The sequence below is a fragment of the Verticiella alkaliphila genome, assembly GCF_018904615.1.
In the GTDB taxonomy this organism is placed as follows: Bacteria; Pseudomonadota; Gammaproteobacteria; order Burkholderiales; family Burkholderiaceae_B; genus Verticiella; species Verticiella alkaliphila.
In genome coordinates, this window is record NZ_JADCNH010000010.1 from 13,168 (window position 1) to 36,269 (window position 23,102).

Sequence of the window (23,102 nt, forward strand, 5' to 3'; positions counted from 1 at the left end):
AGGATTGATTCGCGGCATGTCGTCAGAACACGACAGGTCATGTCGGAGAGGTAGCTGCAGGATGGCGATATCGCTCAGAACGCGTGTGTTCTTCCTTCTGGCCGCGATCCTCGCGCTGCTGGCTGCCTTCGTCATGCTGGTCTCGCAGCGGGCCGTGACCAGCACCGTCTACCAGACGGAAGCCCGCGGCACCACGAACGTCCTCGATCTCGTCGCCGCCGATGTGCGTGAGCGCTACAGCCAGCTGCTGCGCGAGAAGATCGTCAGCATCCGCGGTTACCGCGCCCGGCTCCAGGCCCACGGCGCCATCGTCGAAGACACCCTCGCCACCTTCGCCCAGCTCGCCGACGAGTCTGCCCTGGGCCCGATCGGTGCACGCGCGCTCGCGCTCGACTGGCTGCGCCGGCTGGGCGAGAACGACGGCATGGAAGTCTTCGTGTATGACCGCAGCCTGCGCGTGCTCGCCGCGGAATCGGATGCCATGCGCGGCGCCAGCCTGGCCGGACTGCGCGATGTGAAGGGCGAAGTCTTCGCTCCCTTGCTCTTCGCCCGCCCGGGTGCGGAACGCTTCGCGGTGTACGGCTGGCCGCCCGGCGCGCAGGAGGCCAGCACGCAACTGGGCTACTTCCGTCACGTGCCCGCCTGGGACTGGGTCGTTGCAGTCACCCTGCCGGCAGACGCCGTCGAAGCCGCGCTCGCCGCCAAGCGTGGCGAGATCGCCGATGCGGTCAACACCACGGCGCAGCGCCTCACGCTCGCCCGCAGCGGATTCCTCTTCGTCTTCGATGACGCCGGCAGGCTGATCGCCCCGCCGCCCGCGCATGGCAGGGCGCTGCTGGGTGCAGCAGATACGCCGGACGGCCTGCTCGCGCGCATCCGCGCAGCCGCCACGGATGCGCCGCTGAACCAGATGCCGTTCTCCCCACCCGGCGATCCGAACGAGGTCTGGGAAATTTCCGCGACGCACGTCAAGGCCCTCGGCTGGTATGTCGCCTCGGCCGTGCCCCGCAGCGATCTGGTCGCTCCGGCGCGCGCCCTGCTGCGCCAGCAAGGCCTGGTCTTTCTCATCGCCCTCGCCATCGCCCTGGCCCTGGCCTGGGTGTTTGCCTCGCGCCTGGTGCGCCCGCTCAACCTGCTCACCGCCTACGCTCGCGAACTGCCCGACGGCGAGCTCACCGAACCGCGCCCGGTGCCCCCCGCCATCGCCGCCCTGCCCGAGCGGCATCGCGACGAGGTGGGTCGTCTCGCCCGCACCATTCTCTTCATGGAGCGCTCCCTGCATGCCAACGTGCAGCGGCTGATGCGCCAGACGTCCGAGCGCGAGCGCATCGAGAGCGAGCTCTCGATTGCGCGCGACATCCAGCTCGGCCTCCTGCCACTCAAGCTCGAGCCCCACGTCACCCGCCACACGGATCTCTTCGCCAGCATGACCGCCGCCAAGGAAGTGGGCGGCGATCTCTACGATTACTTCATGCTGGAGGATGGCCGTCTGTGCTTCGTGATCGGCGACGTCTCCGGCAAAGGCGTCCCGGCCGCGCTCTTCATGGCGATCACCCGCACGGTGATCCGCTCGGCCGCAGGCCAGGCCAACCGCCCGGGCGCGCTGATGCAGATGATCAACGACCGCCTGGCCGAGAACAACCCCAATCTGATGTTCGTCACGCTGTTCCTGGGCATGCTCGATCTGAAGACCGGTGCGCTCGCCTATGCCAATGCGGGCCATCCACCGCCCTGGTTGATCGAGAACAGCCGCGTGCGCCTGCTCACGGGGCGCAGCGGCCCGGCCTGCGGCATTGCCCCGGAGTGGACGTACGAGGAGTTCGCCACGCAGCTGTCGCCGGCCGCACTGCTGATGGGCTACACCGATGGCATCACGGATGCCGAATCCACGCAGGGCGCGCTATACGGCGACGAACGCCCGGCGTGCCTGCTTGCGGCGCTGCCCGAGAACACCGGCAGCGAAGCCGCCATCCGCGCCCTTCTCGAGGACGTCCTGCGCTTTGCCCAGGATGCCGAGCAGGCCGACGACATCACGCTCATCGCCCTGCGCCACCTCATCCCGCCAGAGGACGCTCCATGACTTTCCGACAACGCCTCGTCGCCACCGGACTCGCCCTGGCCTTGGTGCTGGGCGGCACGGGCGCGATAGCCACGCTGGCCCCAACCGCCCACGCCGCCAGCCCGACCGTCTACCCGGTCACGCCGGTGCGCACGCCGCAAGGCGAGCCCTGGCGGATCGGTTACCTGCAGGGCGGCGATTACGCTGACTACCCCGTCATCCTCGTGGCCATCGTGCGTGGGCTCATGACGCTCGGCTGGGTGCAGGAGATGCCGCTGCCGGATCCTGCCACCCACTCCGCCGCGCAGATCTGGGCGCATCTGGCCACGAATGCGCAAAGCGAGTACCTGCGCTTCGTGCCGGACGGCTTCTATACCGCCGGCAACTTCGACGCCGCCCAACGCCCTGGCACACGTGAAGCGGTCTATGCGCGCGTGAACGGCAAGCGCGACATCGACCTCATGATCGCCATGGGCACCTGGGCCGGCCAGGACATGGCCAATGGCCCCGTGAGCGTGCCCACCATCGTCGCTTCCACGAGCGATCCGATCGCCTCGCGCATCGTGGCGAGCGCCGAGGACAGCGGCCACGACCACATCCATGCGAAGGTCGAGCCCGACCGCTACCAGCGCCAGTTGCGGCTCTTTCACGACATCGTGCCTTTCCAGACACTGGGCATCGTCTACGAGAACACCCCAGAGGGCCGCACCTTCGGTGGTGTCGACGCCGTCGAGGACATGGCGCGCACGCTGGGCTTCACCGTGACCCCCTGCCACGCGCCCTTCAACAATGTCCCTACGGCCGAAGCCGAACGGCTCGCGGCCGAGTGCTACACCCAGCTCGCTCCCACCGTGCAGGCGGTCTATCTGACGGTGCACCGCGGCGTCACGTCCCAGTCTCTCGGGCCCATCGTCGAGTCCTTGCTCAAGGCCGAAGTGCCGAGCTTCTCGATGCTCGGCTCCACCGAAGTCCAGCGTGGCGTATTGCTCAGCATGGCGCAGGCCGGCTATCTGCCCGTCGGGCTCTTTCACGCCGAGACCATGGCCCGCATCTTTCACGGTGCCAAGCCGCGCGAACTGAGCCAGGTCTGGCTCTCGCCCGCCGAGATCGCCATCAATCTGAAGACCGCCGAGCGTATCGGCTTCGATCCGCCCATCGACATACTGCTTGCGTCGGACGAGGTGTACGACACCATCGGCGACAACGACTGACCGGAGACCCACCCCATGCCCCTGCCTCTGCGTACCCTCTGTCTGGCTGCCAGCCTTGCCGTGCTCGGCGGCTGCGCCAGCATGTCACCTCAGGAATGCCGCACCGCGGACTGGTACGAGAAAGGTCGCTCGGATGGACTGCACGGCGAGTCGCGCGCCTACTTCGAAGATCACGTGAAGGCGTGTGCCGAAGTGGGCGTGCAACCCGACGGCGCAGCCTACCGCCGCGGCTGGGATCTCGGCATCCAGTCGTTCTGCACGCCGCAGAGCGGCCGCGACACCGGCCGTGCCGGCCGCTACTACAGCAGCGGCACCTGCCCTGCCGCGCTGGAGCCCGCCTTCGAGCGCGAATACCGCCGCGGGCGCGACGTCTACACGGCCCGCCAGCAGCTCGATCAGGTTCGCAATCGCCAGCAGAGCAAGCAGAGTGACCTGGACCGCGCCAAGGACGACGGCGTGCGCGAGCGCCTGCGCCGCGACCTGCGCGATCTGGATCGCGAAGCGAACCTCGCGCGCGACAACCTGGATCGCGCCGAACGTCGTCTGTACGACTGATTCGTACGACGGATGCTGTCCGACTGCGCGCGTTCAGGCTGCCGAACGCCCGGCCGGCCAAGCGCTCGGCGCGATGATGCCGTGGTTCTGCACCACCGCCTGCAGACGGCTCGCGGCATCGCCCGTGGCACTGCGCCAGGTCTGCAACAGCCGATCGGCAGCCGTGCGGCGATGCAGCCAGGTCCACTCGGCATAGTCGAGCCAGGGCTGGTCCACCGGATCCAGACCTGTGCGCGCCACGGCCAGGACCTCGCCGGCAAGCGCATGCACCTCGGCATCGGCCAAGCCATGCACCATGGCACGCTCGCGCAACCTTGCCAGGCGGGCCCATCCCCAGGCTGAGACGAGTGCCTGCGCCTGCGCCAAGTTTCCCAGCAATCCGGCCTGCAGGGCGGACGGCGCAATCGCCGCCGTGCGGGCAGCCTCCCAGCCCATCTCCCGGACGCTGGCCGGATCACAGAAGGTGGCCCCCGGCACCCGCCCCTCGATGTAGCCATCCACGGTGCACGCCTCGAACAACCGCTCGATGCCGTCCTCTTGCGCGAGCGCAGACAGCAGCGCCGGCACGCTGGGCAATTGCCCGAAGCGGAAGCGATAGCGCGCATCCAGGAACGGGGCGAACTGCAAGTATTCGAAATGCGTACTGTCGGGCACGACGAGCGTCAGCGTGCCGTCGACGCAGTGTTCGGCCGGCCAGACCTCGCCGGCCAGGAAGTCGAGCACGCTAGGATCCCCCATCACACGGCATGCAGGGGCGCCCTTGTAGTCTCGCGTGACGAGAGCGGGCACCGTCTGCATGGCCGTGCCGTCGCCGTAGGCCCAGCGGAAATACGCGCCCAGCGTACCGAAGGGACGCTCGGGCAGTTGACTGAGCCGGCGGTCACCCGCGTGGCGCGCGTTCGCGAACATCCGGGGCCAGATCGTCAGCCGATTTTCCAGGCGTCCCGTTTCTTGCCCACCTTCCAGGGGGCTGTTGGCAAAGAGCCCGATGAAAGCGGGTGCCAGGGCGAGCATCACGTCCAGGGCCTGCGCGGCCTGGGCCACGGGCACGGCCGTCGTCGGGCCGTTCTGCGCCTTGGCGTCGATGCCGACGCGGTGATTCCAGCCGCGGTGCCCGACCCAGTCGTCGTAGATGGGCTTGGGCGCACGCACCGTGCGATAGAAGTCGTCGTCGAGGCGGCAGTGCGGATGTTGCGCGGCATTGAGCACCACTGCGCCCTCGTCGGCGAGCGAGGCGAGCACGTCGTCGAGCTCCACGCTCACGAGCGCATCGAGACGGCCCAATGCGCCGGCGCCACCCGGCAGGGGCCCGAGCGCGCTCTCCAGGTGGTTGAAGCCGTTGTCCAGACCGCTGTCGCCGGTGTCGGTGATCACGGCAACCGCACGCCCGGCCATGGACTTCACCACGGGATGCTGACCGCGGCGCTGTTTGCGCTGCGCCATGGCCTCGAAATAATCCTGCACGGTATGGCTGGCGCCCGAGTGCCCGTCGGCGACCACCATCTCCATTTCCAGGCCGAGCTTGAGCATGGACAGCACCGCCAGAATAGATAGGCCTAGGCCAGAAAGTAGCGCAGTGTTACACAGCCGGCGTGGGGCATCAATCCCTCTTTTGGGGGATACCCCAAGTACGCGTGACCGCTCCGCCGTCGCTTACAAATCTGGTTCTGCACAGCAGAACTTCGTACTCACGGAATGCAAAACGCTCTGATAGGATCGACTTCAATCAAAAAGACGGTATGTTCTGCATGGCAGAACTGAAACCGTCCCACCGAGGAGACACCGGTCATGGCTGCTGCACGCGTGGAGATCCATCACGGCATTGCCGTGATTCCGTTGGACAACCCGCCCGTCAACGGACTGTCGCATACCTTGCGCGACGCCACGATGACAGCCCTGACGCAGGCGCAGGCCGACCCGGCCGTCTCTGCCGTCGTGCTCATTGGCGCGGCCCAGGACTTCTCGGCAGGCGCGGACATCCGGGAATTCGGCACCGCCGCTGCAGGCCAGGCGCCGCGACTGCCAGCGCTCATCGCCGCGATCGAGGACAGCCCCAAGCCCGTGATCGCGGCCATTGCCGGCAGCTGCCTGGGCGGCGGTCTCGAACTTGCCCTCGGGGCTCACTTGCGCGTGGCCCTGGCCGACGCACGGCTGGGCCTGCCGGAGATCCACCTGGGTCTGATCCCGGGCGCCGGCGGCACGCAGCGCCTGCCCCGGCTGCTCGGCATGGCACGCGCCCTGAAGATGATGCTCAGTGGCCAGCCCCAGCGGGCGAGCGCCCTGGCCGACACGCCCCTGCTCGATGCCGTCGTGACCGAGGACCTGCAGGGCGCCGCGCTCACGCTGGCCCGGGAGGCCGCCGCGGGCCAACGTGCCTGGCGCCGAACGCGCGACGTCCCGCTCGACGTGGCTGAAGCGCAAGCCGCACTCGCGGCAGCGCGCGATCGCCTGCCGCCCCCCGAGCGCAGGGCAGCCCGCCCCTGCGGCGTGCCTGGACGCCGCCGCGGCAGGCCTCACGCAGTCCTTCGAGGACGCCTTGCAGACCGAACGCGACGCCTTCGTGCGACTCATGGATACGCCCGCGTCCCGCGCGTTGCGCCACGCCTTTGCCGCGGAACGGGCGGCCGGCAAGATTGCCGATCTTGCCCCCGGCACGCAGGCGCGCCCCGTCACTCGCGTCGGCGTGATCGGGGCAGGCACCATGGGCGGTGGCATCGCCATGAGCCTGCGCGACGCGGGCATCCCCGTCGTGCTCCTGGAAACCACGGCGCAGGCCCTGGAGCGCGGGCTCGCCACGATCCGGCGCAATTACGCAGCCAAGGTGGACAAGGGCACGCTCACGCCCGCCGCCTTCGAGGAGCGCCTGGCCGGCATCACCGGCACCCTGGACGATGCCGCACTCGGCGACGTCGATCTCGTCATCGAAGCCGTATTCGAGGACATGGGCGTGAAGGAGCAGGTGTTTCGCCGGCTGGACGCCATCGCCGGCCGGGCGCCATCCTCGCGTCCAACACGTCAGCCCTGGACATCGACCAGATCGCGGCTTTCACCGCGCGTCCGCAGGACGTGATCGGCCTGCACTTCTTCAGCCCGGCCAACGTCATGCGTCTGCTCGAAGTGGTGCGGGGTGCGCGCACCGCCGACGACGTGCTGCTCACGGCCATGACGCTGGCCCGGCGCATGGGCAAGGTGGCCGTGGTGTCCGGCGTGTGCGAAGGCTTCATCGGCAACCGCATGGTGGGCCGTTATGGCGCGGCCGCGGCTGATCTCATCAACCAGGGTGCCCTGCCGCAGCAGGTGGACGGTGCGCTGCAGGATTTCGGCTTGAAGATGGGCCCGTATCGCATGGGCGACCTGGCCGGCCTGGACATCGGCTGGGCTGGCCGCAAGCGCCGCGCGCAGGCCAATCCCGCCGCCTATCGGCGGGTGGTGGCCGACGTGCTCTGCGAAGCCGGCCGATTCGGCCAGAAGACGGGCGCGGGATGGTACCGGTATGCGCAAGGCAGCCGTGAGCCACTGCCGGATCCCGACGTCGAGGCCATGATCGCGGCATTCCGCACGGAGCACGGCATCACGCCGCGCCGCGTCGAGGATGCCGAGATCGTCGAACGCTGCATCTATGCCCTCGTCAACGAAGGCGCCCGCATCCTGGAGGAAGGCATCGCTGCGCGGGCCTCCGACATCGACGTCGTCTACCTCAACGGCTATGGCTTCCCGCGCCACCGGGGCGGCCCCATGCAGTACGCCAACGAGGTCGGCCTGCCTGCCGTGGTGAAAGCCCTGCAACGCTTTGCCGACACCCCGGGTGCAGACCGTGCCGCCTGGACGCCCGCCCCGCTGCTCGTACGTCTGGCCGAGGAGGGCCGCACGTTCGCCTAGCGGCACCTGCCCGCCCCCTGATGTGCCACCAAGGAGACCCTGGATGGATCTGGACTACACCGCGGCCGACGAGGCCTTTCGCGACGAAGCCCGGCAGTTCCTGCGCGAGCACCTGCCTGCCCATCTGCAGCACAAGATCCTGACCCGCCAGCGCCTCACACGCGACGAGGCCATCGGCTGGCAGCGCCTGCTCAACCAACATGGACGGGTCGCACCCGGCTGGCCGGTGCAGTACGGCGGCACGGGCTGGAGCCCCCTGCAGCGCCACATCTGGGCCGAGGAATGCGCACAGGCCGGCGCGCCGCCGGTGCTTGGCTTCGGCGTGAATCTGCTCGCCCCCGTGCTCATGCACTTCGCGAGCGAAGAACAGAAGCGCCACTACCTGCCGCGCATCCTCAACGCCGACGACTGGTGGTGCCAGGGCTATTCCGAACCGGGCGCGGGCTCTGACCTCGCCTCGTTGAAAACGCGCGCCGTGCGTGACGGCGACCACTACGTCGTCAACGGCCAGAAGACCTGGACCACGCTGGCCCAGCACGCCAACATGATGTTCTGCCTGGTGCGCACGAGCACCGAGGGCAACCGGCAATCCGGGATCTCCTTTCTCCTCATCGACATGACCACGCCCGGCATCACCGTGCGCCCGATCATCACGCTGGATGGCGCACACGAGGTCAACGACGTGTTCTTCGACGACGTGCGCGTGCCGGTGACCAACCGCGTGGGCGAGGAGAACCAGGGCTGGACGTACGCCAAGTTCCTGCTCGGACACGAACGCACCGGTATCGCCGCGATTGGCCACTCCAAGCGCGAGATCGCCAGGCTCAAGCGCTTTGCCGGCGAGCGCCGCGTGAACGGCAAGCCCCTGGACGAAGATCCGGTCTTCATGCGCCGCGTGGCCGATGTCGAGATGGAGTTGATGGCGCTGGAGATCACGGCACTCTCGCTGGTGGCCGAAGGCGCCAGCCAGAAGATCGGCGCCGAGGCGTCCATCCTGAAGATCACTGGCACCGAGATCTCGCAGGCGATCAGCGAACTCTTTCTCGAAGCCGCAGGCCCTGCCGCCCTGCCCTGGCGCACCGAGGCCAGCGACACGAGCGCAGACGACGACGGCGCGGCCGCGCTCGCTGCTCACTACTTCAATCTGCGCAAGATCACGATCTTCGGGGGCTCCAACGAGATCCAGAAGAACGTGATCGCCAAGATGATTCTCGGACTCTGACCGGAGACACCTCATGGACTTTCGCTACGACGACGAGCTTGTGCAGTTTGCCGACAGCGTGCGCCGCTGGGCCGCAGAGCGCTACAGCTTCGACACGCGTCGCACCATCCTCGCCTCGGCCACCGGCACGAGCGACGACGTGTGGCGCGGGCTGGCCGATCTCGGCGTGCTTGCGCTGCCCGTGCCGCAAGCCCACGACGGCCTGGGGGCGCGCGCGCTGGACCTGCTGCCCCTGCTGACGGAACTCGGGCGCGGCATGGTGGCCGAGCCCTGGCAGTCGACCTGGCTAGCCGCCCGTGTCCTGGCGCTCACGGGCGGGCATCCCCTGCTGTCGGCGGTTGCGACCGGCCAGGCCGTGCTGGCATGCGCGTTCGCCGAGCCTGCGGCGCGGCACGATCTGCTCGAGGTGCGCACGAGTGCCACGGCCAAGGGTGACGGCTATGTGCTTCAAGGCCACAAGAGCGCCGTCGCGCACGGCGCCCAGGCCAGTCACCTCGTGGTGAGCGCACGCACCGGCGGCGGCCCGCGTGAGCGCGACGGCATCAGTCTCTTCCTGGTCGCGGCCGACACGCCCGGGCTGCGGACGACCGATAGGCCGAGCCTGGATGGCCAGCGGGTTGCCAGCGTCGAGCTCGACGCCGTGCGGGTGCCGGCCAGCGCCCGACTGGGCACCGCGGGCCAGGGCTGGGCGGTGCTGGAGGCGGCCACAGACTACGGCTGCGCGCTGCTCTGCGGCGAGGCCATCGGACTCATGACGCGCATCAACGACGACACCCTTGCCTACCTCAAGACGCGTCAGCAGTTCGGCCAGCCCATTGGCAGCTTCCAGGCCTTGCAACACCGCATGGTGGACATGACCACGCACCTCGTGCAGGCCCGTTCGATCACGCTGCTCGCGCTGGCCAGCGTGGACGGCCAGGACGAAAGCGTGCGCCGGCGCCATGTGTCAGCGGCCAAGGCACGGGTGGGCAAGGCCATGCGCTATGTCGGGCAGCAGGGCATTCAGCTGCACGGCGGCATGGGCATGACCGACGAGCTCGCCATGACGCACGCGGTGCGCCGCATGGCGGCAATCGAGCTCACGCTGGGCGACACGGATCACCACCTGCGTCGCTTCATGGCCGAAAGCCAGGCCCCGGCTGCAGCCCTGCAGGTGGCCGCGTAGCACGCAAGACGGCTTGGCGTTAACCCTGGCTAGACGTCGAGTTAGAACCGACGGTACGTGTGATAGAGTCAGGACGTGGGACTCGCGACGTGCACGTAGAAGCACGCGCAACGCTGGCAGGCCGCATCCGCGTGTCTGTCAGCGACAGCGGTCCGGCGCAATGCCGCACCGCAAGACGACAGGAGACAGGCATGACCCAGCACCCTGCAGCCCCCGCCCCATCTCGACTTCTCGGCAGCCGCCCCGCACCCGCCTAGGCGGGCCCGTGGGCGCGCTGCGCGCCCTGCACCATCCCCCGGCCTCGCTGGCCGGCACGTTTCCGGCAACCTGAACGGAGGGCACGGCCATGGCCGCTCGTCGTCGAATGACCAGAATCGATTCCAGGGTATGTAGGCGCATTCCGGAAGATAACTTTCTCGGGAGGCACGTATGAGTGGCTACGCCTGGCGCCGGCTCGCCTCGCTCGCGCCCACCCTGTTCTTCGCGAGCATCATCGTCTTCATGTCGGTGCGGCTCATCCCGGGCGACGTGATCGATCTCATGCTAAGCGACAACGGCATGACGGCCGACCCGACGGCGCGGGCCAAGCTGCTCGCCGCCCTCGGCCTGGACCGCCCCATGTGGGCGCAATACCTGAGCTGGAGCACGGACATCGTGCTGCGCGGGGATTTCGGCACCTCGCTCTGGACGGGCACTTCCGTGACCCAGACCTTGCTCGAACGCATGCCAGTCACCCTCGAGCTCGGCCTGCTCTCCCTGCTCGTCTCGCTCACCGTGGCCATTCCGATCGGCATCTTCGCCGCGATCCGGCAGGACACGGCCATCGACTATGTCACCCGATCGCTGTCCATCCTGCTGCTCGCCATTCCGAGCTTCTGGCTGGGCACGCTCGCCATGGTGCTGCCCTCGATCTGGTGGGGCTGGACGCCCGAGATCCGCTACGTGCCCTTCTTCACGGATCCGATGCACAACCTCTCGCAGATGCTGCTGCCGGCGATCATCCTGGGCACCTCGCTCGCGGCGATCACCATGCGCATGACGCGCACGATGATGCTCGAGGTGCTGCGCCAGGACTACATCCGCACGGCCTGGGCCAAGGGGCTGAGCGAGCGGCGCATCGTGATCCGGCATGCGCTGCGCAACGCGTTGATCCCCGTCGTGACGCTGATCGGTCTGCAGGCGCCCATCCTCATCGGCGGCGCCGTCATCCTCGAGCAGATCTTCGTCATCCCGGGCATTGGCCTGCTCCTGCTCGATGCGGTGAGTACGCGTGACTACCCCATCGTCACGGGCGTCTTCCTGGTGGTGGGGCTCCTCGTGATGCTCATCAACCTGCTCATCGATCTCAGCTACGGCTGGCTCGATCCCAAAGTGAGGTATGGCTGATGAGCGCCGTCCTGCCTACTGCTGCCGCCCGTACCGCGGGTGCGCCGCCCGTGCCCGCCGGGTTCGTGCGCCGGCTCTTTCGCGACAAGCCCCTCGGCGCCTTCGGTGCCGTGGTCTTCGTGCTCTTCCTGCTGTGCGGGGCCTTCGCAGACATCCTCGCGCCCTACGGCCTGAACCAGATCAGCCCGCTCAACCGCTTGAAGCCGCCCTCGTGGGAGTACCCCTTCGGCACCGACTTCCTGGGCCGCGACATGCTCTCGCGCACGTTGTTCGGCGCGCAGCTCTCCGTCATCGTCGGGGTGTCGGCTGCCGTGCTCGCCACGGTGGTCTCGGTGGTGATCGGCGTGGTGAGCGGCTATGCGGGCGGGCGGCGCGACATGGTCACGCAGCGCTTCGTCGATGCCTGGATGAGCTTTCCCGATCTCGTCATCCTCATCGTCATCGTGTCGGTGTTCGGCCCGGGCATGCCGCAGATCATCATCGCGCTGGGCCTGCTGATGGGCATCGGCGGCTCGCGCATCATCCGCAGCGCGGTCATCTCGGTGCGCGAGAACATGTACGTGCATGCCGCCAAGTCGCTGGGCGCCTCGACGGGCCGCATCCTGTGGCGGCACATCCTGCCCAACATCATGCCGCCCATCATCATTCTCTTCACCACCCGCGTGGGCGCGGCCATCCTCGCCGAATCTGGGCTGTCCTTCCTCGGACTGGGCGTGCCCCCGCCCGCCCCCACCTGGGGCGGCATGCTGTCTGGCAGCGGCCGCAGCTATCTCTTCCAGGCCCCCTGGCTGGCCATCGTGCCGGGCCTGTGCCTGACCCTCGTCGTCTACTCGATCAACGTGTTCGGCGACGCCTTGCGCGATCTGCTCGATCCGAGAATGCGCGGCACGCGATGAACGTCGCCGCCACCCCTACCCAGGAGACCCGCATGACCCCTGTCCGGACCCGAATCGCCCTGCGTTGCCTGCCGCTGGTGGCTGCCCTTGCCCTGGCCACCGGTGCGCACGCCGCCGAGACGCCGCGCCACGGCGGCCACCTCGAGATCATCAACTACTACCCCACCCTCAATGCGCTGACCTGGGATCCGGCGGATTTCGTCTGGAAGATCAACAACGACGCCGGCCACATCTACGAATCGCTCTTCGCGGGCGACCTGGACAAGGCCCAGAGTCGCGGCGGCAAGTACAACTTCGAGCCCGATGCCTGGCTCGCGACCGACGCCATGCGCGGCGAGCTCGCCGAAAGCTGGGAGGTCAAGCAAGACCCGCTGCGCGTGGAGATCACGCTGCGCAAGGGCGTCATGTTCCCCGCCAAGGAAGGGGTGATGGCCGCGCGTGAGCTCACGGCCGAGGACGTCGTCTACAGCTTCGAGCGCGCGAACAACAGCCCGCGCAAGGTGCCGGGGTACTTCGATCACGTCGACCGCGCCGAGGCCACCGGGCCGCACTCGGTCACGTTCCACATGAACAAGTTCAACGCCGAGTGGGACTATCGCTTCGGCTACGGCTACTACGCCCAGATCTATCCGCGCGAGGTGGTGGAGAAGGGCATCTCCGACTGGCGCAACATCAATGGCAGCGGGCCCTTCCGGCTCACGGCCTACACGCAGGGCAATGCCGCGCGCTATGAGCGCAACGCGGATTACTGGGACACCACCACCATCGGCGGTGAGTCCTACAAGCTGCCCTTCATCGATTCCTTCACCTACCGCACCGTGAAGGACGAAAGCACGCAGCTCTCGCTGCTGCGCACGGGCCGCGTGGACATCATGGAGCAGATTCGCTGGAGCGCGGTGGACGAACTGAAGAAGAGCGCACCGGATCTGCAGTGGCGGCGCTCGCTCATGCATGCGGGCTACCTGCTCGCGCTGCGCAATGACGCCAAGCCTTTCGACGACGTGCGCGTGCGGCGCGCCATGAACATGGCTGTCAACAAGCAGGAGATCGTCGACGCCCTGTATCAAGGCAATGCCCAGAAGCTCGCCTTCCCGCTGCATCCGGACTACGTGGGCTACTACGAGCCGCTGGAGAACATGCCCGACAGCATCCGCGCGCTCTTCGAGTACAACCCGGACGAGGCCAAGAAGCTGCTCGCCGAGGCCGGTTACCCCAAGGGCTTCAGCTTCAAGGCGCAAGTCTGCGCCTGCAATACCTCGCACATGGAGTTGATGCCGCTCTTGGCCGCGTACTACGAGCAGATCGGCGTGAAGATGGAGATCGTGCCGATGGAGTACGCCGCGTACTTCGGGGCCATGAATGCCTCCACGCACACCGCGGCCTACATGCACCAGAAGGGCCACAGCAACCCGACCACGGCGCTGCGCAACAGCTTCACCAAGGGCGATCCCTGGAACGTGTCCAAGTGGCACAACGAGGACTTCGAAGCGGGCATGGCCAAGGTCTTCCTGGAGCAGGACGAGACCAAGCGTCAGGAGATGATGCGCGAGCTCTCGCGCATGGCGCTGGAGGATGCCGCCTATGTGTACCTGCCGACGCCCTACATCTATCGCGCCTGGTGGCCGTGGGTGAAGAACTATGACGGCGAGCTGCGCGCCGGCGCCGTCAAACCCGGTCCGATCTACGCCCGGATCTGGATCGATCAGGATCTCAAGAAGAAGATGGGGTACTAGCCATGCGATTGCCCTTCCTGCGCCGCTTTGCCACGCCCCCCACCGGCCGGCTGCTGCCGTCCGGCACCACGGGCGCGGAGCCCTCGCCCGACACCGTCACGCCCGGCGCGCCGGAGCCTCCCCTCCTGCGGGTGCGCGATCTCGTCACCTGCTTTCGCACCGAACGCGGCACGGTGCAGGCGGTCGATGGCATTTCCTTCGATCTCGCCGCGGGCGAGACCCTCGCGCTCGTGGGCGAATCCGGCTCCGGCAAGAGCGTCACGGCGCTGTCGTTGCTGCGCCTGATCCCCTCGCCGCCCGGGCGCATCGAAAGCGGCCAGATTCACCTGGAAGGCGAGGATCTGCTCGCCCTGGACGAGGCGGGCATCCGCCGCGTGCGCGGGAACAAGGCGGCCATGATCTTCCAGGAGCCGATGTCCTCGCTCAACCCCGCCATGACCGCCGGCATGCAGGTGGCAGAGCCGCTCAACCTGCATCGGGGCATGGCCTGGGACGACGCGCTCGCGCGCGCCACGGAGCTCTTTCGCGAGGTGCGCATTCCCGACGCCGAGCGCCGGGTGAACGATTTCCCGCATCAGTTCTCCGGGGGCATGCGCCAGCGCGTGATGATCGCCATGGCGCTCGCGTGCCGTCCCCGGCTCATCATCGCGGATGAGCCCACGACGGCCCTGGATGTGACCGTGCAGGCGCAGGTGCTCGACATTCTCAAGTCGCTCACCGAGGAGACCCGCTCGGCGCTCATCCTCATCACCCACGACCTGGGTGTGGTGGCACGCTACGCCGATCGCGTGGCTGTCATGTATGCCGGGCGCATTGTCGAGATCGCGCCCGCGCGCCAGCTGTATCGCGCGCCGCGCCATCCCTATACCCGTGGCCTCATGGCGTCCGTGCCACGGCTGGACGCGCACGCCGACGAGCGCCTGGTGCCCATCGAAGGCCAGCCCCCGGATCTGGCCAACCTGCCGCCGGGCTGTGCCTTCGCCCCCCGCTGCCGACTCGCCATGCCGCGCTGCCGCACCGAGCGTCCTGCGCTCGAAGCCGTCTCCGCCGATCACTTCAAGGCCTGCTTCGCCGATGCCCATGCCTGAACTCGCCCCAGCCCCCCAGGCGCCGCACGGCGCGCCTCTCCTCCAGGTGGACGATCTCGCCGTCCACTTTCCCATCACCCGGGGCGTGTTCGTCCAGCGCCAGGTGGCCGCCATCAAGGCGGTCGACGGCGTGTCCTTTCATGTGCGACGCGGCGAGACGCTCGGCCTGGTCGGCGAAAGCGGCTGCGGCAAATCGACCACGGGCCTGGCGGTGCTGGGCCTGTCGCCCGTCACGCGCGGGCGCATCGCGTTCGACGGCCAGCCCCTGGCCGACATGGACAAGGCCGACGTGCATCGCTTTCGGCGGCGCGCGCAGATGGTCTACCAGGACCCGTATGGATCGCTCAACCCGCGCATGCGCGTGGCCGACATCGTGGGCGAGCCCTTGCGCATCCACGGCTGCACGGGCGGGCGCGACGCCTACCGCAAGCGGGTGGCCGAGCTGCTGGAGCTCGTCGGCCTGCTGCCGCAGATGGCCGAGCGCTATCCGCACGAGTTCTCCGGTGGCCAGCGCCAGCGCATCGGCATCGCGCGCGCCATCGCGCTGAACCCGGATCTCATCGTCTGTGACGAGTCGGTCTCGGCCCTGGACGTCTCCATCCAGGCGCAGGTCGTCAATCTCTTCATGGACCTGCAACGCGAGCTGGGTCTGACCTACATCTTCATCGCGCACGATCTGGCGGTGGTGCGCCACATCAGCAACCGGATCGCGGTGATGTACCTGGGCCGCATCGTCGAGGTGGCGGATCGCGACGCGCTCTACGACGATCCCCAGCACCCTTACACCGTGGCCCTGCTCTCAGCGATCCCGGTGGCGGACCCGGCGGTGGAGGCGACGCGCGCCCGTGTGAAGCTCACCGGTGAAGTCCCGAGCGCGCTGCGGCCGCCCTCGGGCTGTCGCTTCCACCCGCGCTGCCCGCATGCCATGCCGGTCTGCCAGCAGGAAGATCCCCCCCTGCAACCGGTGGCGGGCAGCGACCGCCTCGTCGCCTGCCATCTGCGTCACCTGCCCACTGCGGGCCATGCCTAGGAACCCCATGCCGTACGACGACGAGATTACCCGTCACGTCTTTCCCGGCGCCCGCGCGCCGGATCGCCAGCGCCGCATCGAGGCCAACGGCATCACGCTGGCCACCTACGAATGGGGTGCGGCCGACGCGCCGCCGCTGCTGCTCGTGCACGGGGCCATGGACTTCGCGCGCACCTTCGATGGCTTCGCGCCGCTGATCGCCGACGCCGGCTACCGGGTGGTGGCCTACGACCAGCGCGGCCACGGCGATTCGGACCACACCGACCTCTACAGCTGGGTGGCCGACGAGCGCGACATGCTCGCCGTGATCGATGCCACCACACGCGAGCCGTGCCCCGCGATCGGTCACAGCAAGGGCGGCTCGATGCTCGCCCACGCCATCCAGGCGCTGCCCCACCGCTTCACGCGCTTCGTCGCACTCGACGGCCTGCCCTACCGCAGCAAGCATCCCGAGACGGCCATGCGTGAGACCAAGTCCATGACAGCCGAGAAGATCGCCGACTGGCTGGATCACCGCCATGGCGCGGACCGGGCCGTGCGCAAGCCCGGCGCGCTGGAGGATCTCGCTCGCCGACGGGCCCGCATGAACCCGCGCCTGTCGCACGAATGGCTGTGCTATCTCGTCACGCTGGGCGCGCGGCGCGATCCGGATGGCTGGCGCTGGAAGATCGATCCCACCCTGCGCTCGGGCGGCTTCGGCCCGTTCCGATCGCGCTGGATCACGGATCGGCTGCCGGGCTTTCCCATCCCCATGCTGGCGGTGTTCGGCACGGTCACCGAGCCCATGGGCTGGGACGTCACCGCCGACGAGCTCGCCCCCTGGCTGCCGTCCAGCACCCGCATCGAGGTCATGCAGGACACCGGCCACTTCATCCACATCGAGCGGCCGCAGGACACCGCGGCGCTCGTCATCGATTTCCTGCGCGCATGATCGAGTACCTGCAGCACAATCGCATTCGCCTCGCCCTGCACACGCTCAAGCCGGGTCCCGGGCGCGCCCTGCTCCTCCTGCACGGCCTGGGCGAGCGCGCGCCGCGCACGCTGCCCGCCGACTGCGCCGGGTGGCCCGGCGCGGTGCATGCCCTGGACTTCACCGGCCACGGAGAATCCCAGATCCCGCGCGGCGGCGGTTATACGTGCGAGCTGCTGCTCGCCGACGCGGACATCGCGCTTGCCCGCCTGGGCGAAGCCACAGTCTGCGGTCGGGGCCTGGGCGGCTACATCGCCCTGCTCCTGGCCGGCGCACGCCCGCAGGCCGTGCATGGCGCCATCCTGCGCGACGGGCCTGGGCTGTCGGGCGGTGGCACGCATACGAAACATCCCTACATTCCTGTGGTCGACACCAGCCGCGTCGGCGCGCCCGACCCCTTCGCCCTGGCGGATCTAGCCACGGACGCCCGCCCGCCGAGCTACGCCGCCCACTACGCGATGCTCGCCGACATGCGCTCGCCGCTGCCGCGCCCGGTCACCCTGTGTGCGCGCGAACAGCCCGAATGGCTCGTCGCCGTCACCGCTGCGCTGGGCCTGGAGTGGACGGCCTTCGACGATGCCTTGCAAGCCTACGCGCACGCGCCACACGGCCAACCATCATGAAACCCCTCGCTGCGCCCGAGACTGTCCCGGGTGCTCTGACCGAGCGCGCCTATCGCGCCCAGGTGCTGCGCGATCTGAAGCGCAACTACATCGCCAACCTCGCGCACGGCATGCTGGGCATGACGGGCTTTCGGCTGGTGAGCGCACCCACCTTCGTGCCGGCCTACATCTACCTGCTGTCGGGCTCGCAACTGGCGGTGGGCATCGCCCTCTCGGCGCAGTTCCTCGGCATGGCCATGTCGTCCATCTGGGGAGCCACGCTGATCGAGCATCGTCATCGGGTGATGCCGATGGTGTATCTCGTGGGCTGGCTGATGCGCGCCCAGATTCTCGGGCTTGCGGTGTCGGCCTGGCTGCTGGACGGCGCCGCCGCGCTGGTGGCGGCCTGCCTCTTTCTCGGCCTCTTCGGCTTCTTCGGCGGCATGCAGGGGGTGAGCTTTCACTTCCTCATGTCCAAGGTGATCCCTGTCAACAAACGCGGGCGCCTGACCGGCATGCGCAATTTTCTGGGCGGGCTCGCGGCAGCGGCCGTGGCCTGGGCAGGCGGTCGCTACCTGGTGGAGCATCAGGCCTTCGGCAACGGCTATGCGAGCACCTTCTTCGTCGCCTTCATCCTGACGAGCCTGGGCATCAGCGCATTGAGCTTCGTGCGGGAACCGCCTTCGCCGGACGTCCATGGCCGCCGCCCCTTCCTCGGCAGCCTGCGCGAGCTGCCGGATCTGCTGCGCGCGGATCCGGCCTTCACTCGATTCTTCATCGCCCGCGCCCTGGCCGCGCTCGGCATGGTGGGCGTGCCCTTCTACGCGATCTACACCGGGCGCTTTCTCGCACTCACCGGCACCTCGCTCGCGGTGCTCTCGCTGTCTTTCCTGCTCGCACAGACGGTCAGCAACCTTGCCTGGGGCCGGCTCGCCGATCGCCGCGGCAATCGCGCGGTGTTCCTCGCCAGCGTGAGCCTCTGGGCCGCCGGCACGGCATTGCTGCTGGCCAACGACACCCTGGCCGGCTTCGCGCTGGCCTTTGCCGCCCTGGGCGCGGGGCACGGCGGCTTTCAGCTGAGCGCGCAGAATCTGGTGCTGGAGTTCGGCACGCGCGCGGACCTGCCCATGCGCATCGCCGTGTCCGACACCGCCTGCTACGCGATGATGGCCACCGGCCCGATCCTGGGTGGCGTCATTGCCGAGAGTGCCGGCTTCATTCCCCTCTTTGCCATCGCCATCGCCGTCAAGGTGCTCGCGCTGGCCGCCATCCTGCGGGTGCCCGAGCCACGCTTTCGCACCCAGCCCGCCCGCCAACCCTGATCTGCCGCCCGGAGATTCGCATGGACGATCGCGCCTACCCCGAATTCAGCTCGCGCTACCCGCTCTTGCTCACCACGCTCATGAAGCGGCCCGTGGCGCTCTATCCCGAGCAGATCGGCGTGGTCTACCGCCATCACCAGACGGGCCACTACACCCGGCTCACCTGGCGGCAGTGGCACGAGCGCGTGTGCCGACTCGCCAACGCGCTGACCGGCCCACTTGGCGTGCGCCCCGGCGCGCCGCCCGCCCTGGGCGATCGCGTGGGCACCATGGCCTTCAACACCCACCGGCACCTGGAGCTCTACTACGCCGTGCCTGGCGTGGGCGCCACCTTGCATGCCATCAACATCCGGCTCTCGCCCGAGCACGTGGCCTACACCATCCGCCACGCGCAGGATCACACCCTCTTCGTGGACGACACGGCACTGCCGCTGCTGGACGCCATCTGGGACAAGGTGAGCGACGTGGTTCGCCAGGTGGTGGTGATGTCGGACGACCCCGGCCTGCCGGCCTCCCGCATCCCGGGCCTCATCGCTTACGAAGACCTCATCGCCGCCGAATCCGCCGAGCACGCCTGGGCCTATCTGGACGAGAACACCAACGCCACGCTGTGCTACACGACCGGCACCACCGGGCTGCCCAAGGGGGCCGTCTTCACGCACCGCCAGCTCTACCTCATGGCCCTGCATTCGCTGGCCGCGCAGAGCATGTCCAACACCCCGGCGCACAGCACGCAGGAACGTCTGGGCGAGAACACGGTGCCGCTGCTCAACACACCGCTCTTTCACGCGCACGGCTGGGGCGCGCCGTTCACCTCCGTGTTCTGCGCGCAGAAGGTGGTGCTGCCCGGCACCTTCACCGTGCAGGGCTTCTGCGAGCTCGTGCAGACAGAGAAGGTGACTTCTGTCGGGGTGGTGCCCACCATTGCCGCCATGCTCGTGGCCTACCCCGAGCTGCACCGCTATGACCTCTCCAGCCTCACCCGCGTGGGCGTGGGCGGTGGCGCGCTGCCGCTGGGCCTCAAGGCCAAGCTCGAGAAGCTCCTGCCGAGCTTCCAGGTAAGCTCGGGCTATGGCATGACCGAGACGGCGCCCGTAGCCATCACGGCCTTCGTGAAGAAGCACATGGTGGACTGGGGCAAGGCGCGCGTGGACGAGATGATGGTGAAGACCGGCATCCCCATCCCGGGCCTGGAAGTCCAGGTCGTCGACGAGAGCGGCCGCCCCGTGGCGCGTGACGGCCAGAGCATCGGCGAGATCGTCATGCGCGGGCCGTGGGTGACGGAGCGCTACTACGAGAACGCCGAGAAGACGGCCGAAGTCTGGCACGACGGCTGGTTCCACACCGGTGACATCGCCACCGTGGATTCAGAAGGCATCATCGTGATCGCCGACCGCATCAAGGACGTGATCCGCAGCGGTGCGGAGATGGTGCCTACCGTGCTGCTGGAGAACCTGATCGCCATGGCGGATTTCGTGCTGGAGGCCACGGTGGTGGGCGTGCCGGACCCCATCTGGGGCGAGCGCCCCCTGGCGCTGGTGCAGATCCGTCAGGGGTTCGATGCCACCGAAGCGGACGTGGTGGACTTTCTCGTCGAACACGGCGTGCGCACGGGCAAGATCACCGCGTGGATGGTGCCCAGGCTCGTGGCGCTGGTGGACCAGATCCCGCGCACCAGCGTGGGCAAGTTCGACAAGAAGGCCGTGCGGGAGCGCATCGACGAGTTCGTCGCGCTCGCTCGCGAAGTGCCGCCGCGCGAGGCGGCGGACGCGCCTGCTGCGATCAGATCGTGACGCCGCCGTCGATCACGATGGACTGCCCCGTGAGGAAGGTGGCGGCCGGCGAGGCCAGGAACACGGCGGCTCCGGCGATCTCGTCGGGCTCGCCGATGCGGCCCAGCGGCGTGGTGGCCGTGCGGCGCTTCAGGGCCTCCGGGTCCTCCCACAGCGCGCGGGCAAAGTCCGTGCGGATCAGGCCCGGCGCGATGCAGTTCACACGGATGTTGTGCTTGCCATACTCCACCGCCAGATTGCGCGCGAGCTGGAAATCTGCCGCCTTGGAGATGTTGTAGGCACCAATGACCGGCGAGCCGCGCAGCCCGCCGATGGAGGAGACGATGATGATGGATCCGTCCTTGCGCTCGATCATCTGTGGCACGGCCATCTGGATCAGCCAGTGATTGGCGATCACGTTGTTCTCGAGGATCTTGCGGAACTGATCGTCCTCGATGCCGCCCAAGGGGCCATAGTAGGGATTCGAGGCCGCGTTGCAGACGACGGTGTCGATGCGGCCGAAGCGTTCCTGGGTGGTATCCACGAGCCGGCGCAGATCGTCCTTGGACGAGATGTTCGCCGGCACGGCGATGGCGGTGCCGGCGCCATGCCGGGCATCGATGGCATCCACCACGGCCTGGCAGGCGTCCGCCTTGCGCGAGGAGATGACGACCTTGGCACCCTGCTCGGCCATGCGTTCGGCAATGGCCTTGCCGATGCCACGGGACGATCCGGTGATGATGGCGACCTTGCCATCGAGCGAGAACAACGACATGGGAATCCTCCGGGTGTTCGCCTCATTGGCGCGCGGCGGAGGCGAACTGATTATTCGAATCTTCGGGTTGACCGCGCTTTCCTGCGAATGGTGAACCAAGATACCCTATCATTCAAGGCATACCGAGTTTTTTATCGACCGTGTCCAACGCCCTGATGACCCAGACCACCCGCCCGCAGAGCCCGCGGTTCCAGGCCAAGCGCGATGCCATCCTGGATGCCGCCGCCAGCCTTTTCAACCAGATGGGGGTCAAGGGCGCGACGCTGTCCGACATCGCCGCACGCGTCGGTCTCATCACGACGAGCGTCACCTACTACTACCGGCGCAAGGAGCAGCTCGCCACCGCGTGCATCCACCGCACCATCGAGGCGCTGGCCGAGACGACGCGTGCCGCAGCCGAGGCGCCGGGGCTGGATGCGCGCATCCACGCCTTCTTTCGTGGCCATGCCGCACGGCTGGCAGACACCGCGCGGGGGACGACGCCCGCGCTCGTGCAGCTGAACGATCTGCGGGCGCTTCCGGATCCGTACTTCCAGGAAGTGTCCACGGCCTACACCACCCTCTTTCGTCAGGTGCGCGCCCTGATCTCAGCGCCTGATGCACCCGTGGTGCCGCGGGCCAACCTGAACGCCCGCGCGCATTACGTCCTGTCGATCTCGCACTGGATGCGCACCTGGACGCACGACTTCGACGCCGACGAGTATGAACGCATGGCCGATCGCGTGAGCGACATCGTGCTCCATGGCATCGCGGCCCCCGGCACGTCCTGGCAGGACGCCGACGACGCCGCGCCGCACTGGGCACTCGTCGATGAGCCGCAGGCCACGGCGGAAGCCTTTCTGCGCGCGGCCTCCGAGCTCGTGAACGAACAGGGTTACCGCGGCGCCTCCGTGGACAAGATCTCCGCGCGCCTGAACGTCACCAAGGGCGCGTTCTACCACCACAACGACAACAAGGAAGACGTGGTGCTGCGCTGCTTCGAGCGCACCTTCCACGTCATCCGTCGCGCCATCGAGGCCTCGCGCACGGACGGTGGCAACGGCTGGGAGCGCACCTCGGCCATCGTGCGGGCACTCGTGGCCTTTCAGCTCTCGCCGGCCGGGCCGCTGCTGCGCATGGGCGCCACCACCGTGCTGTCAGATCTGTCGCAGCGTCTGGACGTGATGGCCGACATGCGCCGTGTCACCCAGCGCATCGCCGGCGACATCGTGGACGGCATGATCGACGGCTCCGTGCGCCCGCTCGATCCCTTGCTTGCCGCGCAAGTCGCCACGGCCACGATCAACAACGCGTCGGAATTGCGCGACTGGGTGAGCCAGGCATCGTCCGAGAATGTGCCGCGCCTGTTCGTGCGGCCCATGCTGCTGGGCTTGCGCAGCGCTGCCTAGCGTTCTTGGCGCAAGGCGGACCGATGCCGCCGGACAGTACCAGCCCCGT

Annotated in this window: 17 protein-coding genes and 1 pseudogene; 16 read left to right on the forward strand and 2 right to left on the reverse strand. The window is 68.2% G+C overall.

Features of this window, described 5'->3' with window-relative positions:
• Window positions 1-85: 85 nt before the first annotated feature.
• Genes IMZ29_RS08935 through IMZ29_RS08945 form a run of 3 tightly spaced genes read left to right on the forward strand, consistent with a single transcriptional unit; the run spans window position 86 to window position 3,825 of the window.
• Window positions 86-2,080, forward strand: a complete 1,995-nt coding sequence (locus tag IMZ29_RS08935; RefSeq protein WP_216182944.1) for a SpoIIE family protein phosphatase — start codon at window positions 86-88, stop codon at window positions 2,078-2,080.
• Entirely contained in the window at window positions 2,077-3,270 is a 1,194-nt protein-coding gene (locus IMZ29_RS08940) for an ABC transporter substrate binding protein (protein WP_216182946.1), read from the forward strand. Before IMZ29_RS08935 ends, IMZ29_RS08940 begins: the two co-directional genes overlap by 4 nt.
• 15 nt (window positions 3,271-3,285) lie before the next feature.
• Entirely contained in the window at window positions 3,286-3,825 is a 540-nt protein-coding gene (locus IMZ29_RS08945; RefSeq protein ID WP_216182948.1) for a DUF2799 domain-containing protein, read from the forward strand.
• A 33-nt stretch (window positions 3,826-3,858) separates the two neighbouring features.
• Here the strand turns inward: IMZ29_RS08945 and IMZ29_RS08950 are convergent, their stop codons facing one another.
• Window positions 3,859-5,355 (reverse strand): glutamate-cysteine ligase family protein, encoded by a 1,497-nt coding sequence (locus IMZ29_RS08950; protein WP_216182951.1) that lies wholly within the window; start codon window positions 5,353-5,355, stop codon window positions 3,859-3,861.
• A gap of 258 nt (window positions 5,356-5,613) precedes the next feature.
• Between IMZ29_RS08950 and IMZ29_RS08955 the strand changes: the two are divergent.
• The 12 genes and pseudogenes from IMZ29_RS08955 to IMZ29_RS09010 all read left to right on the forward strand — a co-directional run bounded on the left by IMZ29_RS08955 (window position 5,614) and on the right by IMZ29_RS09010 (window position 20,911).
• Window positions 5,614-7,704 (forward strand): annotated as a pseudogene (locus tag IMZ29_RS08955) (3-hydroxyacyl-CoA dehydrogenase NAD-binding domain-containing protein).
• Between the two features lie 43 nt (window positions 7,705-7,747).
• Window positions 7,748-8,926: an acyl-CoA dehydrogenase family protein gene (locus IMZ29_RS08960; RefSeq protein ID WP_216182953.1), complete on the forward strand. Its 1,179-nt coding sequence runs from the start codon at window positions 7,748-7,750 to the stop codon at window positions 8,924-8,926.
• A 13-nt stretch (window positions 8,927-8,939) separates the two neighbouring features.
• Window positions 8,940-10,091, forward strand: a complete 1,152-nt coding sequence (locus IMZ29_RS08965; RefSeq protein WP_216182954.1) for an acyl-CoA dehydrogenase family protein — start codon at window positions 8,940-8,942, stop codon at window positions 10,089-10,091.
• Window positions 10,092-10,520: 429 nt separating this feature from the next.
• The gene (locus IMZ29_RS08970) at window positions 10,521-11,477 is read left to right on the forward strand and encodes an ABC transporter permease (RefSeq protein WP_216182956.1); all 957 of its coding nucleotides are present in this window, start codon (window positions 10,521-10,523) and stop codon (window positions 11,475-11,477) included.
• Window positions 11,477-12,373: an ABC transporter permease gene (locus IMZ29_RS08975; RefSeq protein ID WP_216182957.1), complete on the forward strand. Its 897-nt coding sequence runs from the start codon at window positions 11,477-11,479 to the stop codon at window positions 12,371-12,373. The genes IMZ29_RS08970 and IMZ29_RS08975 overlap by 1 nt, the downstream gene beginning before the upstream one ends.
• 32 nt (window positions 12,374-12,405) lie before the next feature.
• Window positions 12,406-14,106, forward strand: coding sequence for an ABC transporter substrate-binding protein (locus tag IMZ29_RS08980; protein ID WP_216182958.1), 1,701 nt, complete (start codon window positions 12,406-12,408; stop codon window positions 14,104-14,106).
• A gap of 2 nt (window positions 14,107-14,108) precedes the next feature.
• Window positions 14,109-15,194 (forward strand): ABC transporter ATP-binding protein, encoded by a 1,086-nt coding sequence (locus tag IMZ29_RS08985; protein ID WP_216182960.1) that lies wholly within the window; start codon window positions 14,109-14,111, stop codon window positions 15,192-15,194.
• Entirely contained in the window at window positions 15,187-16,224 is a 1,038-nt protein-coding gene (locus IMZ29_RS08990; RefSeq protein WP_216182962.1) for an ABC transporter ATP-binding protein, read from the forward strand. Before IMZ29_RS08985 ends, IMZ29_RS08990 begins: the two co-directional genes overlap by 8 nt.
• A gap of 7 nt (window positions 16,225-16,231) precedes the next feature.
• The gene (locus IMZ29_RS08995; RefSeq protein ID WP_216182965.1) at window positions 16,232-17,155 is read left to right on the forward strand and encodes an alpha/beta fold hydrolase; all 924 of its coding nucleotides are present in this window, start codon (window positions 16,232-16,234) and stop codon (window positions 17,153-17,155) included.
• Window positions 17,152-17,817, forward strand: coding sequence for an alpha/beta hydrolase (locus IMZ29_RS09000; protein WP_216182967.1), 666 nt, complete (start codon window positions 17,152-17,154; stop codon window positions 17,815-17,817). Before IMZ29_RS08995 ends, IMZ29_RS09000 begins: the two co-directional genes overlap by 4 nt.
• Window positions 17,814-19,118 (forward strand): MFS transporter, encoded by a 1,305-nt coding sequence (locus tag IMZ29_RS09005; protein ID WP_216182969.1) that lies wholly within the window; start codon window positions 17,814-17,816, stop codon window positions 19,116-19,118. The genes IMZ29_RS09000 and IMZ29_RS09005 overlap by 4 nt, the downstream gene beginning before the upstream one ends.
• A 20-nt stretch (window positions 19,119-19,138) precedes the next feature.
• Window positions 19,139-20,911, forward strand: coding sequence for a long-chain-fatty-acid--CoA ligase (locus IMZ29_RS09010; RefSeq protein WP_216182971.1), 1,773 nt, complete (start codon window positions 19,139-19,141; stop codon window positions 20,909-20,911).
• Here IMZ29_RS09010 and IMZ29_RS09015 read toward each other — a convergent pair.
• Window positions 20,901-21,665, reverse strand: a complete 765-nt coding sequence (locus IMZ29_RS09015) for an SDR family oxidoreductase (RefSeq protein WP_216182973.1) — start codon at window positions 21,663-21,665, stop codon at window positions 20,901-20,903. The two genes, IMZ29_RS09010 and IMZ29_RS09015, sit on opposite strands and share 11 nt — an antisense overlap.
• Window positions 21,666-21,805: 140 nt before the next feature.
• Between IMZ29_RS09015 and IMZ29_RS09020 the strand changes: the two genes are divergently transcribed.
• Window positions 21,806-23,053: a TetR/AcrR family transcriptional regulator gene (locus IMZ29_RS09020; protein WP_371820186.1), complete on the forward strand. Its 1,248-nt coding sequence runs from the start codon at window positions 21,806-21,808 to the stop codon at window positions 23,051-23,053.
• Window positions 23,054-23,102: the final 49 nt, after the last annotated feature.

Excerpts from the sequence above, each read along its gene's own strand:
- IMZ29_RS08940 (WP_216182946.1), top strand. The coding sequence starts at position 2,077 with ATGACTTTCCGACAACGCCTCGTCGCCACCGGACTCGCCCTGGCCTTG.
- IMZ29_RS08945 (WP_216182948.1), top strand. The coding sequence starts at position 3,286 with ATGCCCCTGCCTCTGCGTACCCTCTGTCTGGCTGCCAGCCTTGCCGTG.
- IMZ29_RS08950 (WP_216182951.1), bottom strand. The coding sequence starts at position 5,355 with ATGCTCAAGCTCGGCCTGGAAATGGAGATGGTGGTCGCCGACGGGCAC.
- IMZ29_RS08960 (WP_216182953.1), top strand. The coding sequence starts at position 7,748 with ATGGATCTGGACTACACCGCGGCCGACGAGGCCTTTCGCGACGAAGCC.
- IMZ29_RS08965 (WP_216182954.1), top strand. The coding sequence starts at position 8,940 with ATGGACTTTCGCTACGACGACGAGCTTGTGCAGTTTGCCGACAGCGTG.
- IMZ29_RS08970 (WP_216182956.1), top strand. The coding sequence starts at position 10,521 with ATGAGTGGCTACGCCTGGCGCCGGCTCGCCTCGCTCGCGCCCACCCTG.
- IMZ29_RS08975 (WP_216182957.1), top strand. The coding sequence starts at position 11,477 with ATGAGCGCCGTCCTGCCTACTGCTGCCGCCCGTACCGCGGGTGCGCCG.
- IMZ29_RS08980 (WP_216182958.1), top strand. The coding sequence starts at position 12,406 with ATGACCCCTGTCCGGACCCGAATCGCCCTGCGTTGCCTGCCGCTGGTG.
- IMZ29_RS08985 (WP_216182960.1), top strand. The coding sequence starts at position 14,109 with ATGCGATTGCCCTTCCTGCGCCGCTTTGCCACGCCCCCCACCGGCCGG.
- IMZ29_RS08990 (WP_216182962.1), top strand. The coding sequence starts at position 15,187 with ATGCCTGAACTCGCCCCAGCCCCCCAGGCGCCGCACGGCGCGCCTCTC.
- IMZ29_RS08995 (WP_216182965.1), top strand. The coding sequence starts at position 16,232 with ATGCCGTACGACGACGAGATTACCCGTCACGTCTTTCCCGGCGCCCGC.
- IMZ29_RS09000 (WP_216182967.1), top strand. The coding sequence starts at position 17,152 with ATGATCGAGTACCTGCAGCACAATCGCATTCGCCTCGCCCTGCACACG.
- IMZ29_RS09005 (WP_216182969.1), top strand. The coding sequence starts at position 17,814 with ATGAAACCCCTCGCTGCGCCCGAGACTGTCCCGGGTGCTCTGACCGAG.
- IMZ29_RS09010 (WP_216182971.1), top strand. The coding sequence starts at position 19,139 with ATGGACGATCGCGCCTACCCCGAATTCAGCTCGCGCTACCCGCTCTTG.
- IMZ29_RS09015 (WP_216182973.1), bottom strand. The coding sequence starts at position 21,665 with ATGTCGTTGTTCTCGCTCGATGGCAAGGTCGCCATCATCACCGGATCG.